The 16,919-nt window shown below is 41.3% G+C and carries 17 protein-coding genes, 1 pseudogene and 1 CRISPR repeat array; of the genes and pseudogenes, 9 read left to right on the forward strand and 9 right to left on the reverse strand.

The window, feature by feature from the left end:
• Positions 1-149, forward strand: a pseudogene (locus DP117_RS28670) (photosystem II q(b) protein); the annotation flags it as partial.
• 119 nt (positions 150-268) lie between these two features.
• Here DP117_RS28670 and DP117_RS37085 read toward each other — a convergent pair.
• The gene (locus tag DP117_RS37085; RefSeq protein WP_282440331.1) at positions 269-403 is read right to left on the reverse strand and encodes a hypothetical protein; all 135 of its coding nucleotides are present in this window, start codon (positions 401-403) and stop codon (positions 269-271) included.
• Between the two features lie 72 nt (positions 404-475).
• A CRISPR array of direct repeats spans positions 476-2,773; the repeat unit is 36 nt; unit sequence CCCTACCGATTGGGTTAAATCGGATTAGTTGGAAAC.
• 132 nt (positions 2,774-2,905) lie between these two features.
• Between DP117_RS37085 and aroC the strand changes: the two genes are divergently transcribed.
• The 5 genes from aroC (at position 2,906) to DP117_RS28695 (ending at position 7,463) form a co-directional block, all read left to right on the forward strand.
• On the forward strand, positions 2,906-3,994 hold the full coding sequence (gene aroC / locus DP117_RS28675; RefSeq protein WP_169221610.1) for a chorismate synthase: 1,089 nt from the start codon (positions 2,906-2,908) through the stop codon (positions 3,992-3,994).
• A 637-nt stretch (positions 3,995-4,631) separates the two neighbouring features.
• Positions 4,632-4,886, forward strand: coding sequence for a SemiSWEET transporter (locus DP117_RS28680; protein WP_169221611.1), 255 nt, complete (start codon positions 4,632-4,634; stop codon positions 4,884-4,886).
• Positions 4,887-4,908: 22 nt separating this feature from the next.
• The gene (locus DP117_RS28685; protein ID WP_169221612.1) at positions 4,909-6,555 is read left to right on the forward strand and encodes a radical SAM protein; all 1,647 of its coding nucleotides are present in this window, start codon (positions 4,909-4,911) and stop codon (positions 6,553-6,555) included.
• A 119-nt stretch (positions 6,556-6,674) separates the two neighbouring features.
• Complete coding sequence (locus DP117_RS28690; protein ID WP_169221613.1) at positions 6,675-6,863, forward strand: CPXCG motif-containing cysteine-rich protein; 189 nt, start codon at positions 6,675-6,677, stop codon at positions 6,861-6,863.
• A 150-nt stretch (positions 6,864-7,013) separates the two neighbouring features.
• The gene (locus DP117_RS28695) at positions 7,014-7,463 is read left to right on the forward strand and encodes an SRPBCC family protein (protein WP_169221614.1); all 450 of its coding nucleotides are present in this window, start codon (positions 7,014-7,016) and stop codon (positions 7,461-7,463) included.
• Between the two features lie 23 nt (positions 7,464-7,486).
• Here the strand turns inward: DP117_RS28695 and DP117_RS28700 are convergent, their stop codons facing one another.
• Positions 7,487-8,305 carry an SDR family oxidoreductase gene (locus DP117_RS28700; RefSeq protein WP_169221615.1) on the reverse strand — a complete coding sequence of 273 codons (819 nt, stop codon included), beginning with the start codon at positions 8,303-8,305 and terminating at the stop codon, positions 7,487-7,489.
• Between the two features lie 313 nt (positions 8,306-8,618).
• On the opposite strand from DP117_RS28700, the gene DP117_RS28705 reads away from it, so the two are divergent.
• From DP117_RS28705 to DP117_RS28715, 3 genes are all read left to right on the forward strand, one after another.
• A complete protein-coding gene (locus DP117_RS28705) occupies positions 8,619-8,810 on the forward strand; it encodes a high light inducible protein (RefSeq protein ID WP_169221616.1) in 192 nt (63 codons plus the stop codon).
• A 977-nt stretch (positions 8,811-9,787) separates the two neighbouring features.
• Complete coding sequence (gene crtW / locus DP117_RS28710; RefSeq protein ID WP_169221630.1) at positions 9,788-10,633, forward strand: beta-carotene ketolase CrtW; 846 nt, start codon at positions 9,788-9,790, stop codon at positions 10,631-10,633.
• A 355-nt stretch (positions 10,634-10,988) separates the two neighbouring features.
• Entirely contained in the window at positions 10,989-11,666 is a 678-nt protein-coding gene (locus DP117_RS28715; protein WP_169221617.1) for a carbonic anhydrase, read from the forward strand.
• A gap of 178 nt (positions 11,667-11,844) precedes the next feature.
• Here the strand turns inward: DP117_RS28715 and DP117_RS28720 are convergent, their stop codons facing one another.
• The 7 genes from DP117_RS28720 to DP117_RS28750 all read right to left on the reverse strand — a co-directional run bounded on the left by DP117_RS28720 (position 11,845) and on the right by DP117_RS28750 (position 16,601).
• The gene (locus DP117_RS28720) at positions 11,845-12,081 is read right to left on the reverse strand and encodes a GNAT family N-acetyltransferase (RefSeq protein WP_169221618.1); all 237 of its coding nucleotides are present in this window, start codon (positions 12,079-12,081) and stop codon (positions 11,845-11,847) included.
• Entirely contained in the window at positions 12,056-12,454 is a 399-nt protein-coding gene (locus DP117_RS28725) for a hypothetical protein (RefSeq protein ID WP_169221619.1), read from the reverse strand. The genes DP117_RS28720 and DP117_RS28725 overlap by 26 nt, the downstream gene beginning before the upstream one ends.
• A gap of 116 nt (positions 12,455-12,570) precedes the next feature.
• On the reverse strand, positions 12,571-12,993 hold the full coding sequence (locus DP117_RS28730; RefSeq protein ID WP_169221631.1) for a GNAT family N-acetyltransferase: 423 nt from the start codon (positions 12,991-12,993) through the stop codon (positions 12,571-12,573).
• A gap of 282 nt (positions 12,994-13,275) precedes the next feature.
• Entirely contained in the window at positions 13,276-13,935 is a 660-nt protein-coding gene (locus DP117_RS28735; protein WP_169221620.1) for a hypothetical protein, read from the reverse strand.
• Positions 13,936-13,939: 4 nt separating this feature from the next.
• Positions 13,940-14,620 carry a DUF2834 domain-containing protein gene (locus DP117_RS28740; protein WP_169221621.1) on the reverse strand — a complete coding sequence of 227 codons (681 nt, stop codon included), beginning with the start codon at positions 14,618-14,620 and terminating at the stop codon, positions 13,940-13,942.
• Between the two features lie 91 nt (positions 14,621-14,711).
• The gene (hrcA, locus tag DP117_RS28745) at positions 14,712-15,806 is read right to left on the reverse strand and encodes a heat-inducible transcriptional repressor HrcA (protein WP_169221622.1); all 1,095 of its coding nucleotides are present in this window, start codon (positions 15,804-15,806) and stop codon (positions 14,712-14,714) included.
• Positions 15,807-16,244: 438 nt separating this feature from the next.
• Complete coding sequence (locus tag DP117_RS28750; protein ID WP_169221623.1) at positions 16,245-16,601, reverse strand: rhodanese-like domain-containing protein; 357 nt, start codon at positions 16,599-16,601, stop codon at positions 16,245-16,247.
• Between the last annotated feature and the right edge of the window lie 318 nt (positions 16,602-16,919).

A 16,919-nucleotide genomic window follows, 5' to 3' on the forward strand; every position in this document is an offset into this window, starting at 1 on the left:
GTGTGATTGGTTCTTGGGCAGATGTGCTCAACCGCGCTAACCTGGGTATGGAAGTTATGCACGAGCGTAATGCTCACAACTTCCCTCTGGACTTAGCTAGTGGTGATGTAGCTCCTGTTGCAATTAGCGCTCCTGCGATTAACGGTTAATCTTGAATAACATGGGGACGCGATACATCGCGTCTCTACCTTAAATAAAAAGCATCCTTCGGAAAGGGGGGATGCTTTTTTGTAGTCAAAGATATTATGTTATCTAGCTTTGGGGAAGATTAAGGGTGATTTTTAGGTGGTGCATCGACACCACTCGCCAAATCGCACCAAACCCTATATTTCTCGTTGAGTGGTGTCGATTGCTTGTAGGGCAAGCGTTTGAGGTATGTGTGTTGCTCAATTTCGTACAACATATATAATGTTTTTTAGAGTGGTGTCGATTTGGCGGCCCAAATCCTTACTGGACAAGGGCTGCTAGACGAACTCCCTACCGATTGGGTTAAATCGGATTAGTTGGAAACTCCACCGGAAAGTTTGAGAGAGGTAAGCTCTCTGCTCCCCTACCGATTGGGTTAAATCGGATTAGTTGGAAACGATACAGATAGGATCTGCTTTGGCACTGCTGTATGAAATGCCCTACCGATTGGGTTAAATCGGATTAGTTGGAAACTCCAAATGGTTTAGTTCCCGCTAAAGTAGTTGCGGAACCCTACCGATTGGGTTAAATCGGATTAGTTGGAAACTTGTTACTTTTCTAGATGGAGATCTTTCCATTAAAACCCTACCGATTGGGTTAAATCGGATTAGTTGGAAACCATACGGTGTCAGCCGTTGTGCCCTTAGTCAAAGCCCTACCGATTGGGTTAAATCGGATTAGTTGGAAACGATAGGATCTGCTTTGGCACTAATGTTGCAATTGCCCCTACCGATTGGGTTAAATCGGATTAGTTGGAAACATCGCAAATAATGCTTCATCATCTCCAATAACGTCGACCCTACCGATTGGGTTAAATCGGATTAGTTGGAAACAGTTAGTTCTATTCTGGACACTAGTACATGTCTCAACCCTACCGATTGGGTTAAATCGGATTAGTTGGAAACCTTTGTCATCTTTATCCTTACCGTCATCGTCTGGATCTTCCCTACCGATTGGGTTAAATCGGATTAGTTGGAAACTTTGACATACTTCTACTGTACCAGTAGATTGGGCATATGCAGCCCTACCGATTGGGTTAAATCGGATTAGTTGGAAACCAGCAGATAAACCGATAGAAGCTAGAGCGATTTGCCCTACCGATTGGGTTAAATCGGATTAGTTGGAAACCCAAGTCCAGGACTGTCACTAGTAATGTCAAAGAACCCTACCGATTGGGTTAAATCGGATTAGTTGGAAACTGCTGTGATGGCCACATCACTTCAGATAGAGCCCTACCGATTGGGTTAAATCGGATTAGTTGGAAACAGTTTGTAACTTCTCCATACTGGTCGTATGATTGAGTGCCCTACCGATTGGGTTAAATCGGATTAGTTGGAAACTGTTGAGCTTGATGACTAGCATAAAGTTGGTCACCCTACCGATTGGGTTAAATCGGATTAGTTGGAAACGGTTAGGTCCCTTAGGTTAAACTCTATAAGAATCACCCCCTACCGATTGGGTTAAATCGGATTAGTTGGAAACGGTAGGTTGACCAGTCATTGCTGATCCACCAACGCCCTACCGATTGGGTTAAATCGGATTAGTTGGAAACTTCCCGAAGTCTGTAGACTCTATATCTTCTTCGGACCCTACCGATTGGGTTAAATCGGATTAGTTGGAAACTTGGATCTACTTCGACAAGTTAGATCTTACAACAAAAAAGAGGCCCTACCGATTGGGTTAAATCGGATTAGTTGGAAACGCAATTAATAGACCTGTAGGAGCAAACTTCAAAATTACCCTACCGATTGGGTTAAATCGGATTAGTTGGAAACTATTTATTAAAGCTCAAACTTAGTAGCCGTCGCGGATTACTCCCCTACCGATTGGGTTAAATCGGATTAGTTGGAAACTCGGGCGTTCCCGCCGTCCCCATTGTAACTTCCTTCCCTACCGATTGGGTTAAATCGGATTAGTTGGAAACACCTGCTAAAGCTAGCAAAGTGCTAAATTCTGCTACCCTACCGATTGGGTTAAATCGGATTAGTTGGAAACTGAGAGGTTACCATTGAAGACTGCTTTCTCCTAACTCCCTACCGATTGGGTTAAATCGGATTAGTTGGAAACGCATTCATAAGCCATTCGGTTAGTAATAATCATACCTCCCCCCTACCGATTGGGTTAAATCGGATTAGTTGGAAACCAATACAGTTCTGGTCCCCTTGTTGGTTGTTAGTTCCCTACCGATTGGGTTAAATCGGATTAGTTGGAAACGATTATTTGCTCCGTTGCTCGCATTCGAATTAGAATTAGACCCTACCGATTGGGTTAAATCGGATTAGTTGGAAACTTGTTGTTGTGTTTGAGCGTTTGCAGTGGAACCAAGAACAACCCTACCGATTGGGTTAAATCGGATTAGTTGGAAACAAAAGGAGATTTTTTCTGGAAAGAACAAAATCTGCGAACTCCTACCGATTGGGTTAAATCGGATTAGTTGGAAACGATAGAGCTAAGGCAGTGACATACTGGTTAGAAGCGCCCCTACCGATTGGGTTAAATCGGATTAGTTGGAAACGATTCCCAGAGAATTGCCGGTTTCGAGCCATCCCCACCCTACCGATTGGGTTAAATCGGATTAGTTGGAAACGATCAAGCTAACTAACGCGTCGAGTCATCGCGATCGCACGAACCCCACCGATTGGGTTAAAACCGATTTTGCTTTGCGATGAGAAAATGTTATACGTATAATACAGGCGCTTGACAATACTTCCTCAATATTATGGGCAACACTTTTGGGCATCTGTTTCGCATCACCACTTTCGGCGAATCCCACGGCGGCGGTGTGGGAGTTGTGATTGATGGTTGTCCTCCGCAATTAGAAATTTCTGCTGAGGAAATTCAAGTAGAACTAGATAGAAGACGTCCCGGACAAAGTAAGATTACGACGCCTCGCAAGGAAACGGACACTTGTGAGATTCTTTCTGGGGTATTTGAAGGCAAAACGCTAGGAACACCAATTTCAATTTTGGTACGAAACAAAGACACTCGCTCTCAAGATTATGATGAGATGGCGTTTAAGTATCGCCCTTCTCACGCAGATGCGACATATGACGCCAAATATGGTATCCGCAATTGGCAAGGTGGCGGGAGATCATCGGCGCGGGAGACAATTGGACGAGTTGCTGCAGGGGCGATCGCCAAAAAAATCCTCCATCAAGTCGCCAATGTCGAAGTGATTGGTTACGTCAAGCGTATCAAAGATTTGGAAGGCGGTGTTGACCCGAACACCGTGACTTTAGAAGAAGTTGAAAGTAACATCGTCCGTTGTCCCGATGCGGAATGCGCAGAACGGATGATTGAATTAATTGAACAAACTGGCAGACAAGGAAATTCTGTTGGTGGCGTGGTGGAATGTGTGGCGCGAAATGTGCCGAAAGGTTTAGGCGATCCGGTTTTTGATAAATTGGAAGCGGATATTGCTAAAGCTGTGATGTCTCTACCAGCAAGTAAAGGCTTTGAAATTGGTTCAGGTTTTGCGGGGACATTGCTGACTGGTATTGAACATAATGACGAGTTTTATATAGATGAACAAGGAGAAACTCGCACTGTCACCAACCGTTCTGGTGGGATTCAAGGCGGGATTTCCAACGGTGAAAATATTATCTTACGTGTCGCGTTTAAGCCAACAGCAACTATTAGAAAAGAACAGAAGACAGTCACGAATGAGGGTGAAGAAACAATTCTAGCAGGGAAAGGACGTCATGACCCTTGTGTTTTACCGCGTGCAGTCCCAATGGTTGAAGCAATGGTAGCATTAGTGCTATGCGACCATCTGTTACGGCATCATGGGCAATGCAAGGTTCTTTGATGTTGTCATGAACCACATTTTTGATTGATTGCTGACAGTTCACAGTGCCAAATTCAATGAAAAATAACATTAACAACTACAGATAGATACAGAAAAACACAGATGAAGTTATATCTGTATCTATCAGTATTCATCTGTAGTTTCGTTCTCCAAATCAAGGAGGTTTTGGGAAAGTTTGGAATGTTTCCGATGAGTTCTCCGATTTGGATTTTTCTGTTGATAAACTGACATCTTGCACCTGGTAAACCAAATATAGCAATCCGATTATGAGTTGTGTGAAAGTGCCTGGGCGCAGCGCGTAAATTGCTGGAGTCTACCAAACCCGGTTTCTGCCAGAAACCGGTTTTCTCATGTTTCACAAATAACTTATGACTGTTATATCAATAGTCTAAACATATTATTTCTGTTCTCGTCCGCCTGGGACTGTAAGTTCCAGCCTAATAAGCGAAGTCCATTAAAATGGACTCAAACAAAAACTGATTTTTGAGTAGATTTAAATACTATTTCATATGAGCATGAGTGGTTGACTCGTCATGGAGTATGATGTCAGAAAATCCTAGAGAGATTCGTTCGTAAATCAGTAGAAGATTTGGATTGTACTTGAATCTGAAACAGATATTATAAGGGTTGCATCTTTATGGATTGGATTACCATATTAGGCTCAATTGCGGCAGCATTAACAACATTGTCCTTTGTGCCGCAGATGTTGAGAACATGGCGAACAAAATCAGCAACAGATGTTTCTTTTGTCATGCTTATTTCTTTCACAACAGGTATATTTTTATGGTTAATTTATGGAATTTCTCTAAAGGCTTTGCCGATTATTCTTGCTAACGGTATCACATTCATTTTCCAACTCATTATTTTATGGCTTAAAATAAAATATAGATAAACTTGCTACTTGCATTTCACCTGTGACATCTTCTGTATTTACTACTGAACGCCTCTTATTTACCCCCGCCATCCCAGACAGTGATGCTGTTCCCACCATCTTTGCTTTTCCCAACGAGTACAGTGTGGGTATCACTAGCCTTGGCTATCAGGTAGTATGGGCAACTTTAGCAATGCGTTCTGATATACAGGTGAGTCGTTTGTTCACCAACACTCATGAACAACTCCCAAGAAAGCCAGAATTACTCGGCTTTTCTCTGTCGTGGGAACTCGATTATGTCAATATTTTGAATCTGTTGGAATTTTTGGAAATTCCCATCAGAGCAAATACCCGAGATAATAATCATCCCATAGTTTTTGGTGGCGGTCCTGTACTCACAGCCAACCCCGAACCTTTCGCAGATTTTTTTGATGTGATTTTGCTGGGAGATGGGGAAATTTTGCTGGGGAATTTTATCGAAGCTTACAAAGAAGTTAGAAAAGCTGATAGACAAACTCAACTCAAAACATTAGCACAAGTTTCTGGTGTTTATGTTCCTAGTTTGTATGAAGTGGAATATCATGCATCAGATGATGGTGTCAAATCAATTCAACCAATTTTCCCAGAAATTCCCGCCCTTGTGCAAAAGCAAACTTACCGAGGAAATGTCCTCTCAGCATCAACAGTGGTGACAGAAAAAGCCGCTTGGGAAAATATTTTCATGGTGGAAGTGGTGAGAAGTTGTCCAGAAATGTGTCGCTTTTGTTTGGCAAGTTATCTAACATTACCTTTTAGAACTGCGAGTGTTGAAAGTTCACTGATTCCAGCGATAGAAAAAGGATTATCAGTCACAAATCGGTTAGGATTATTAGGAGCCTCAGTCACTCAGCATCCGGAATTTGAAGCTTTGCTCGATTATATCAATCAGCCAAAATATGATGATATACGTCTGAGCATTTCCTCAGTCCGAACAAACACAGTCACTGTACAATTGGCTCAGACTTTAGCAAAACGAGACACAAAATCCCTTACCATTGCTGTAGAAAGTGGTTCGGAAAAATTACGACGCATTATCAATAAAAAGCTAGACAATGACGAAATCATCCAAGCAGCAGTGAATGCGAAAACTGGAGGATTATCTGGTTTGAAACTCTACGGAATGGTTGGAATTCCTGGTGAGGAACCAGAGGATTTAGATGAAACCGTAACAATGATGCGCGATGTCAAAAAAGCTGCGCCAGGGTTACGCTTAACACTAGGATGCAGTACTTTTGTTCCCAAAGCACATACACCATTTCAATGGTTTGGAGTAAATCCGCAAGCAGAAAAGCGGTTACAGTTTTTACAGAAAAAACTCAAGCCTCAGGGAATAGACTTTCGCCCGGAAAGTTACAATTGGTCAATGATTCAGGCTTTGTTGTCGAGAGGCGATCGCCGACTCTCCCATCTTTTAGAACTGACTCGCAACTTCGGTGATTCTCTGGGTAGTTACAAACGTGCTTTCAAACAACTCAAAGGACAAATCCCCGACTTAGATTTTTACGTTCATAGCAAGTGGTCAACAGACCAAGTTTTACCTTGGAACCACTTGCAAGGACCATTACCACAGTCTACACTACTAAAGCACTTGGCTGATGCCACTAGTCATTTCAACTCACCCCAAAGACAACTTCAAGCGTTAAATCAGTGAACAGTACACAGTTATCAGTTATCAAGCAACTGATAACTGATAACTGATAACTGATTTAGTTTCTTCTTCTGTTGTTTTCTGAACCTCTGGGGTTTGTCATATCTGGAGAATTCGTGTAAATGCAAACAACAGCCGAATATTACTGCGCCTATTGCGGAGAACCGAATATCACTTTCATCGATGTGAGTGCAGGTGGACAGCAGTCTTATGTAGAAGATTGTCAAGTTTGCTGTCGTCCCAACATTCTCTACGTACGGATTGATGAACAAACTCTTGATGTAGAGATAGATACCGAATACGAAGAATAAATTTTTCTATTGAATTTTAGATTAAAATTTAGATTAAAATTTTTTTGGTGATAGTTTATAGAGAATGGTAAGTGATAGTCGTTAGTAGTTATTAAGAAATTTAACTAACAACTAGCAATTATTATATAGACAAAATCGAAAATTGTTGAGATGCTGCACTTCAAATATTCATCAGTCATTAATGCACCGGTGGAAGTTGTTTGGAAATTCCACGAAAAACCAGATGTTTTGCAACTGCTGACTCCACCTTGGCAGCCCGTTCAAGTGATTCGTCGCGAAGGAGGACTGGGTAAGGGTGCTATTACTGAGTTTCGCCTATTTTTGGGACCATTGCCTTTGCGTTGGTTAGCAAGTCACACAGAATACGAAGAGTATCACCTGTTTACCGACGAACAAATTTCTGGACCTTTTGATTCTTGGGTACATCGACATTTATTTCAACCAGAAAACGGTCAAACCAGGTTAACTGATGAGATTTCCTTTTCTATGCCTGGCGGACAACCTGTGGAATTTGTGAGTGGTTGGCTTGTGCAAGTCCAGTTAGAAGCAATGTTTCGCTACCGACATTTTGTGACGAAACGTGAATGCGAGTCATCTTAAGTAAGTTCTTTACTCTTTAGCTTTTATTTATCTTTATTTTTCAAAGCAAGCTGAGAAACCCACTGAATCAAACCTGGAAACAATCGATAAAACGCTTGCGACAAATTCGCCGAACCAACAAAGACTTCAGACTTATGGTTTTTAACAGCGTCCCAGATAGCATTTGCCACATCCTCAGGCTTCTCCACAGCAGGAATTTCTAGGACGCTGTTCATCTGATCACGACGGGATTTCGTATCCTGGTCATCCTCACCACGAAAAACAGCTCGTTCCAGAAAACGACTCTTAATCAGATTAGGATAAATTCCACAAATATGAACACCCTTTGGCTGTAATTCTGCGTGTAGCGCTTCAGTCAAACCTGTGACACCAAACTTACTAGTAGAGTAAGGCACTAAGTAAGGGGTAGGCACTTTACCGCCAATGGAACTAATATTTACAATAGTTCCAGTTCTTCGTTGGATGAAATGAGGCAAAAGGGCATGAATTGTGTGGATATATCCCCATAAATTAGTGTCTATGATTTCATGCCAATCGCTAAGAGAAAACTGTTCCACTGGTCCTTCTGCGAAAATGCCCGCATTGTTAAGTAGTACGTCAATATAACCATAGTGATCCAAAGCCTTCTCCACAAGTGTTTCTACCTGCGATGAATCTCTAACATCGCACGCAAGCGTCAATGGTGCAGAACAACCTAGGCTTTGCACCTCCTGTGCTACACTTTCCAAATCATCAAAATGACGTGCAGTCAGTACCAAGTCATATCCTTTGCGAGCAAATAGAAATGCTGTTGCTTTGCCAATACCCTGGGAAGCACCTGTTATAAGTACTGTAGGAGCCATATTCTCAATTAAAAACTTTATTTCCTATCTATTACTTTGAATAACAAAATTTCATAAACCTTCTGACTAGCGTTAGATTTTTAATCTTTAAATTTTTTTAGTATACTTGACTACAACCTGATGACACGAAAAATCCTCTATTTGGCAGGTTCATCACACTCCTATTAACCTTTTGTACTACAAACCTTTAAATTAACGACTCACAAGCTCATCCTTTGGACTAGCTAACGGTTTGACACTGCAGAGAGATAGTACACACTAGGAGGATCACTACTATGAAAAGTGTCATTTAGAGACTTCAGGAAACTTAATCATGGGAAATTATCCTACTGATGCTACTGAGAAGGCATATAACGACAGCGATCGCAACGCAGTTAAGTTTGGCTTTACTCCACAGTCTGAACTTTGGCAAGGTCGCTTAGCAATGATTGGTTTTATCGCTTATCTTCTTTGGGATCTTAACGGCTTTAGCGTTCTGCGCGACGTACTCAACCTTATTCACTAGTTTAAAACAACCCAGAACTCAGCTAAAGATATAAGCTGACACTACAGACACAACAGCCAACCTCTTCTACACTCTGAGTTCTGGGTTCTGAATATTTCTGTGAACTACCACACACTGACCTCCGGTACAGTGTGGGCTTCCCAATTCATCGGGAACTGCCTCCAGAACGCGGTCGCTCTATTGGTCTTACATTCCCTCCTAGGGCAGGAGTCCTGGTTCCCAAGACCCATAACTTGCTCTTGCAACCTGTGCTTATTAGCTTGGTTCTCGCTTACGGCAGTGAGGGTCAAGATGGTTCAAGTATACCACAAGAGCCTGCGAGTTTCGTCGCTGTTCCCGTTTCACCAAACCCGGAAAAACTGCGGTGCCGAATTACAACTAACGGGTAAGAAGTCAACGTTGAAGCCGTAAGATGCCCCAATTGTCACGGGGTCTTACACGTAAAAAATTTGGGCAGGCTTCCTGGTTAGTTAGTTATTGTTGTCGTTAGTCGAGTTTTTAATAAGCCTGCCCTAGCATTGTCCCCTAAAAATCTGGCAGCCTTCTTCTTGTTTATTAGTGGTCGTTTGCGCAGCGCCCCTCTTAGGGGCTAGTCGGGTACTCGTTCTTATTAAGGCTGCCAGATTTTTTCGTGTTAGACCCCCGACCAAATTTTTAGGGGCGGCAGCTAAAATTTTGCTGTATGACAGCCATACCAACCCGTAGACGAAAAAACTTTTCGGTATGGCAATTGTGTGTAATTATTAAAGTAAATTAATATTTCTACATAATTTGAGACTAATGTTGCCCAAAGCACAACAACACAGTGCTTTGCAACTCGATGAAACAAAGTCAGGGAATTATAGGAAAAGTTCGTATCTTGCCACTGTACCTCACACTCGTGGATGAAGTGGTTTTGTGAACTACTAGTGTATCTCGCCATGAGCTTCATTTTGTGAACTTTCACCCACAACAAACTACAACCGTCTACAACCGTGATTCAAGCATTAGAAAAACCAACCAGTCCTCAACGAAAAGTTTCCAGTGAATCTATCACAGGAATCGTCATTGCTATTGTCATTATTGCAACTTGGCTAACCAGCTTGATTTTATTACTTTCTGTCAATATTTCTAAGTTTAATGTCTTGACTTTATCGCTTGCTGTATTTTGGCAGGCATTTCTCTACACAGGATTATTTATTACAACTCATGATGCGATGCATGGGGTGGTCTTTCCTGCAAATAGTAAAATTAATCATTTTATTGGTTCACTATGCTTAACACTGTATGGTTTTTTACCTTATGAAAAACTATTAAAAAAACATTGGATGCATCATCATAATCCCGCTAGTGAAAAAGACCCCGATTTTCACGACGGCGAACATAAAAACTTCTTTGCTTGGTATCTTTATTTTATGAAGAATTACTCAAGTTGGGGTCAGATGATCATCATCACGATTATCTATAATTCTGCCTATTTTATACTCCATATACCCCGAACAAATCTCACTTTATTTTGGGCAATACCTGCACTTATCAGTTCATTACAGCTATTTTATTTCGGTACGTTCTTACCCCATCGTGAGCCAAAAGACGGCTATAGTGAACCTCACCGTGCCAAAACTATTCCATGTCCTGTTTGGTGGTCATTTCTCACCTGCTATCATTTTGGTTATCATGAAGAACATCACGAATCTCCTCATGTTCCTTGGTGGCAATTGCCAGATGTTCATATGTTGAAGCGATCTGCCGAAGGCAGCAGCGAAGCGATCGCCTTGATATCTCCCCCTCGGTTGGAAACACGCGGGATTCTTAAATGTCGCTACGTGAATTTCAACCTATAAAGAAATACTAGAATACCAAATAATGTAGAGACGTTGCATGTGAGGCAGTGCGTTGGGGAGCCAGTACTTGATGAGGGTTTCCCTCCGTAGGTATCTGGCGTCCGGGTTCCCCGACTTGTAGCAACTGCCGTTAGCGAAGCGGAACCGGAGGTTCTCCCCGGAGGGCAACGTCTCTACACGTATGGAATTGTTACCAACAATTCTTAACAGTAACCGTGTTGGTATATACAGCACTTCTATCAATTTTCTGAAAAAAGCTCAATTTTAGAATATTTTAACCAGGAAAGTTGTTCGGCTAACCATATAATTAACTGTCAAAAATCTAAAATATTTACGACAGGCTCCAGCGAATTTGATGAAATACAACAGCATTGATAACCTCCTCAGAAATAATCAGGCTTGGGTTGCCCAAAAGTTGGCTTTAGATCCAAATTACTTTGATGAATTATCTAACGGGCAAACACCACCATTTCTCTATATCGGATGTTCTGATAGCCGTCTACCCTTAACAAACTTTACCCGTACAGAACCCGGAGAAATATTTGTACATCGTAATATTGCTAATCAAGTTTCATTGACGGATATTAATTTTTTAGCTGTTCTAGAATACGCAATTTTACATCTTAAGGTGAAACACATTATCGTTGGTGGCCACTACGATTGCGGAGGAATTAAAGCGGCTTTAGAAGGAAGAACCATTGGAATTATTGATAACTGGGTAAATCCGATTCGGGAACTTTATTTACAAAAAAAATCCGAAATTGATTCCTTGCCAACAAGAGAAGAACGTCTAAATCGTTTGGCAGAAATCAATGTTGCGGCGCAAGTGAAAAATCTTTACCAAACTTCTATCATGCGTCAGGTACTCCATGAGCGAAAAGCGCCTATGGTTCATGGTTGGGTGCTAGATATCCGCACTGGGTTAATCAAAGATTTGAACGTCTCAACTGTAGAATGGCAATTGCACCAATGCCCCTTGCTTCTGGAGTTTAGACTCTATGCCATCTTCAAAAATGAAAAAACGTCACAGTAATAAAGGACGGAAGCCCTAGCAGTGTTCGGTGGTATGGTAGCGTTCTTTTTGGGAAACCTCTGAGGCGATAAGCCGGAGGCTGATCGCATGTGCGTATCGCGATCTTAGAGGATATAATCTCAGGCTGACGTAAAATAGGTCAAATCTAATCTTATCTTCCAGTGCATGTCAGCAGAAATCAAATTTCGTGACTACTTTGCAGGGTTCGGTTTTCAAATACATGCACTTCTCCAATTGGTGTAAAACCTGCCTTTAGATATATCCCTATGCCATCTGTTGAAGCTTGGAGAACAGCATAACGATGTTGGTAAAATCTGGCTTCTCTAAGAAGATATGAAAACATCGCACTACCAATTCCTCTATGGCGATATTCGGCACGAGTAGCTATGTCATATCTCGCTTGCGTTTTCAGCATATTTGATCAACAGTCCTTCAGGGGAAACAACTTCAAAATTCGACGAGTCAGCCAAATCGGCATACATAGAAATATGAGTTTCGCTATGCACCAATCCATGTGAAATCAAAGCGTCGATACCAAATTTATCTATATCGTCTTCCCAATACCAGATAGCGACAGGAAAACCTTTGGAAGTAAAATAGCCGACTCCCTCATTAAGAAGTTGATGCGTTGTAGACAAATATCGTACAACAATCACGTTAAAAGTATCGCTTGGAAGACTGCAATCAACTGATAGAAAGCTACCCCAATCAGTCACTACCATGTTAGGGACAGATTTAGCAATATAAGAAACTTTCTCTTCAAAATTTTTACGTACTGCCTGCTTCATCTATCGGACTTACGTGTACCGCACTCTACTAATAAAAGACAATGCTCCGTGTTGATCAACATTTTCCAATATCGGCGGACGCAGGTAAAGATACACAAGTGCAATCTAACGCAGTGTCAGGCTGTGGTCATATTATTCACTCTTTTTTGTACAATAATATCGCCGTCTTCTGCTATTCCAACTTGCTGAAATCCAAAAGTTTCATACAGTTTTGCTGCAACAGAATTTTTAGGCGAGTATATGATGTTAATCTTACGACAATTATTCTTGGATATTTCGCCTAAGGCTAACTCAAGCGCAGCCCTACCGATGCCTTGCTTTTGGTACTTAACGTCAACCATAAATCGAAATAGCCAATATAAATCTTTTTCTTCAGTTTCTATTTCAGGACAGTACATGAGAAAACCAACAACATTTTCGTTGTTGTAAATTGCCCTTGGTACATAGTGAAGCTCAAATTTTGATTCTGCAATTGAGTCTACATTTGATGCAACTAAACCTTCTTGTTCAGGTGCAAGTTTAAGCCTAATACATTGAATCCAGTTTTCCTTCGTGACCGAAAAAGAAAAGGATACAAGCCCCTAAATTTATTTATGGAGAATGTAAAAAATGTTTTCAAAAGACGCATAGCGCGTTAGCGGAGCGGCACGAAGTGCGGAAAACGGCGTCCTTGTTTCAAGCCCCTAAATTTATTTTGGTGGTTCTTAATTTTGAATTTTGAATGAGCGAATGAGCGAATTTGAGCGTTTGCGTAGCGCCCCTCTTAGGGGCTAGCGAGTGACTTCTCTTAGACTCACACTCATAACTTGTCGGATAGTAACTTATGACCGCAGCGATTGAGCAACATTTTCCAATATCGGCGGACGCAAGCAAAGATACACAAGTGGACCAATCAGAGGAACGAGTGTCACAGCCCAAAATATTTGAGGATTATTCCAACGCCGTCTCGCCATATCATCTCCTAGGACGATTGGGAAAAGTAGGCAAAACAAACAAAATGCCAAACTCATACCATTAATGAAGCGATCGCCTAAAAACTGCTGCCAAAACCCTACCCAATCCCCCAGAAAAGCATAAGCGAATAAACCTATAGTACTTAAACTCAGACCGATACCAAAAAAGCGAGAATCCAACAACTGCAAAAAAGTATCCTTCTGTCCAGAAAATTGTTGATTGTCTTCCCTCATAGCCAAATAAGGTATTAGACCAAGTGTACCTGAAGCAATCGACGCTATTGCAAAAGGATAGAAAGGAATCCACTGCATCCTACCATCAAAGAACAGAACAGCACTGTAAATGAACAACCAGATGCCAACAAGGGAAAATAAAGAGAGGATCACTGGATTTACATCTGTCCAATTGAGAGTAAAAATATTTTTGAGTAGCGTCAGAGTTTCCTCTAAATGCAGTGGAGGAGCGAACAACAAAAGGTAGGCGATAAATCCAACCCACAGTAACCAAAGAGCAATTTTTCGACTCATAATCTTAGTTTATGGCGCTTTGTTGCTGAGCCTGTATTATCTCGTCACCTGTTTCTTTTAAAGGTGGACGTATACATAAATAAATTAAAGGACCAAACAGTGGAATCAATCCAAGCAACCAGAACAACTGAGGATTTTTTATCTCCCGCCTGGCTATATCATCTCCTAACAAAGCTGGAAACAATAAGCAAAGCAGGCAAAAATCTAAACTCATCACATGAATAAAACGGCTTGTTTGCCACTGTTCAACAAAATTTCCCCAATTACCTTGTCCTACACCATAAGCGACTAGAATAACTGTGCCGATAGCCAAAGCAATTCCTGTGAGGCGAGAATCTAGTATTTTTAGAAAAGCATTTTTGCTGCCAGGAAACTTTTGATTTGGTTCCCGTAAACCTAAGTAAGGTAGTAAGGCAAAAGCCCCAACACCAAAAGAAACAGAAGCAAAAGGCCAAGCAGGAATTTTTTGTCCTCTACCATCAATAAATACCAAGCAACTGTAAATCATAGGCCAGATGCCCATGATGTTGAAGAGTGCTATAACTAAAGGGTTAATTCCTTGCCATTGACCAGTAGAAAGGTTTTTAATCAACTCGAATGTATCAGGTTGATTAGGAGGGGCAAAGAAAAAGGCATAGACAATCAGTCCTAGCCATAGCGCTCCAAAAGTAATTTTTCTGACCATTATTTAAGCTAGTTTTGACGAATTCACGAATTGTTTTACCATCATCGCTGCATGGTATAATGTGCTGTCTTTTTATAAAAACCTACTGCTTCTACTGGGGATTGAAATAACTGAAAGCTTCTGAAAGGTAATCAGCAGCAGCAGCCACGACTGCGATCGCACTTTCATAATTTAGACGCGTTGGTCCCAGAACTCCCACGCTACCTAATGATACAGAACCTCGTCGATAAGTAGAAGAAATTAACGAGCAAGTGCGTATGGGTTCTAAAGGATTTTCTGCACCAATACGAACCATGACTCGTGGTTTACCCACTTCCTCAGCCTCTGATTGTTCTTCAAATATTAACCGCCACAGTTGGTCTTGTTCTTCTTCCAACAGATGGATGAGCATTTGCACTTGCTGTAATTCCGAAAACTCTGGCTGACGCAAAACTTCCGCAACACCGCGAACCATAATTTGTGTTGCAGATGGTGTGAGAGTGCGACGAGCAAGTTCTGCAAGTGAATTTTTCAAGAATTCTCCATATTTTTGGAACTCTTGATCCAATTGACTCCATTTCAGGTTGGCTAATTCAGTTATGCTTTTCCCGCGCAAGTGACTATTCAAAAAGTTAGAGACAATTTGTAACTCGCGGTCGATGACTTCTGCATCGGGTTGTGAGTCTTCTTGAGTCGTCTGTAAATCCATCAATGCTGAATGTGTCTCATATGCATCCGTCACCACAATCAGCATGACTCGTCCAGTTTCTACTTGCACCAATTGTAAATGTCTCAAGACTGCTGTCGCAGTTTGTGGCATCGTAATTAAGGTAATGCAACCACTTAAAGTTGCTAAGATGTGAGCAGCTCCTTGTAGGAGAGCTTCTAAGCTCCAATCCTCCCACTTCAGCCGCTTCTGTAGTGCAAGTTCTACCTTTCGTGCTAAAGTTTCGGAAGGTGTGATTAGCTGGTCAACATAAATACGGTAGCCAGAGTCGGAAGGCACACGTCCGGCAGAGGTATGAGGTTGATACAGTAAACCAGATTTTTCCAATACGCCCATCACATTACGAATTGTTGCTGAGCTAACCCCAAGGTTGTACTCTTCAACAAGAGCTTTAGAACCAACAGGTTCCGCTGTGGCTATATAATGACGTATTGTTGCCCAAAGTATATGCTGCTGACGATTTGTGAGATTGACTGGCATAAGGAGTTTCTTACTGAAGCCGAATTTTAAGCAAAGTTTGAAAAAGTTCCTACAGACAACTCCAAAAAGGGATTAATAGTAGTAAATCTTGAGAAGAAATTATTGACTTCTACAATCATAAGTAGAAGTGAAGTAAACAAAAGTAAAGATTCAGTACCGTATTCGGTAAAGTTGCTGTTAATACAGCATAACCGCTTTCAAAAAGCTTTTGGATTTTTTAAGTAAATTAGCCCCCCACTTATGCATACTTGCATAAGCTGATTGAAATCTCTGTATTTGAAGTTACGAATTTCCTGAGAGCCAAGTCAGGCACGCAGGTAAAGTACTAAAATTTTTCAGTCAACATTTAAGACTATCCTAGCTTGTGCAGACGATATCAAAGACCAATTGGAATTGTCAGTCCTAGCTTGACAACATATCCTTTGCTTGTACAAGCAGTTAGTATTGGGGAATTGAATGGTCAATCAAAGTTGAGTAAGCATCTATTCCACCGATAACATTTTTGACGTTTGTAAACCCTTGAACAACTAACCATTGACACATTTGAGCAGAACGAATGCCATGATGACAGAGTACAAGGGTTTCAGCGTCAGGATCTAAGCGGATATGGACTTCATCAGCCCAGTCAGGAAACTGAGACAGAGGTAAATTGACAAAGCCATCAATGTGGGCGATCGCCACTTCTTGTGGTTCACGCACATCTACTAGTTGAATTGGCTCTTTTGAAGATAAGCGTTGTGCTAGTTCCTCAACGCTAATTTGGTTAATCGATGGTTGGGAAGGTTTACTTACCATGAAGTTTTCATAAAAATCACATACTATATTATATTTGCAGAAATCTTTGTCCTTTGGGGTGGTAGGGGAATCAAGTACCTTGATAATCTTTGTGATCAAAGAAACTGAAATTTGCAATTTTTTGCATAGCGCCCTCAACTTCAAGCCCTGAACTTCAAGATTTAGACGATGCATTGAAAGCAGCAGAACCAGTTGGTTGTGTAGAAGGTTTTGGTGATTTATCGAAGAAGAAAAAGGAACTCAAAGGAGGTTCCATTTAATTAGAACTCGTCGTGAGAATGATAAACCATCAACTGTAATAATTCATCTATAAAGATG

The organism is Brasilonema sp. UFV-L1, from assembly GCF_012912105.1.
Lineage (GTDB): Bacteria > Cyanobacteriota > Cyanobacteriia > Cyanobacteriales > Nostocaceae > Brasilonema.

Bases quoted from the DNA above. Each gene is read 5' to 3' on its own strand.
- DP117_RS28690 (WP_169221613.1), top strand. From the start codon at position 6,675: ATGCAAACAACAGCCGAATATTACTGCGCCTATTGCGGAGAACCGAAT.
- DP117_RS28705 (WP_169221616.1), top strand. From the start codon at position 8,619: ATGGGAAATTATCCTACTGATGCTACTGAGAAGGCATATAACGACAGC.
- DP117_RS28695 (WP_169221614.1), top strand. From the start codon at position 7,014: ATGCTGCACTTCAAATATTCATCAGTCATTAATGCACCGGTGGAAGTT.
- DP117_RS28720 (WP_169221618.1), bottom strand. From the start codon at position 12,081: ATGCTGAAAACGCAAGCGAGATATGACATAGCTACTCGTGCCGAATAT.
- aroC (WP_169221610.1), top strand. From the start codon at position 2,906: ATGGGCAACACTTTTGGGCATCTGTTTCGCATCACCACTTTCGGCGAA.
- hrcA (WP_169221622.1), bottom strand. From the start codon at position 15,806: ATGCCAGTCAATCTCACAAATCGTCAGCAGCATATACTTTGGGCAACA.
- DP117_RS28680 (WP_169221611.1), top strand. From the start codon at position 4,632: ATGGATTGGATTACCATATTAGGCTCAATTGCGGCAGCATTAACAACA.
- DP117_RS28740 (WP_169221621.1), bottom strand. From the start codon at position 14,620: ATGGTCAGAAAAATTACTTTTGGAGCGCTATGGCTAGGACTGATTGTC.
- DP117_RS28750 (WP_169221623.1), bottom strand. From the start codon at position 16,601: ATGGTAAGTAAACCTTCCCAACCATCGATTAACCAAATTAGCGTTGAG.
- DP117_RS28715 (WP_169221617.1), top strand. From the start codon at position 10,989: ATGAAATACAACAGCATTGATAACCTCCTCAGAAATAATCAGGCTTGG.
- DP117_RS28735 (WP_169221620.1), bottom strand. From the start codon at position 13,935: ATGAGTCGAAAAATTGCTCTTTGGTTACTGTGGGTTGGATTTATCGCC.
- DP117_RS28725 (WP_169221619.1), bottom strand. From the start codon at position 12,454: ATGAAGCAGGCAGTACGTAAAAATTTTGAAGAGAAAGTTTCTTATATT.
- DP117_RS37085 (WP_282440331.1), bottom strand. From the start codon at position 403: ATGTTGTACGAAATTGAGCAACACACATACCTCAAACGCTTGCCCTAC.
- DP117_RS28700 (WP_169221615.1), bottom strand. From the start codon at position 8,305: ATGGCTCCTACAGTACTTATAACAGGTGCTTCCCAGGGTATTGGCAAA.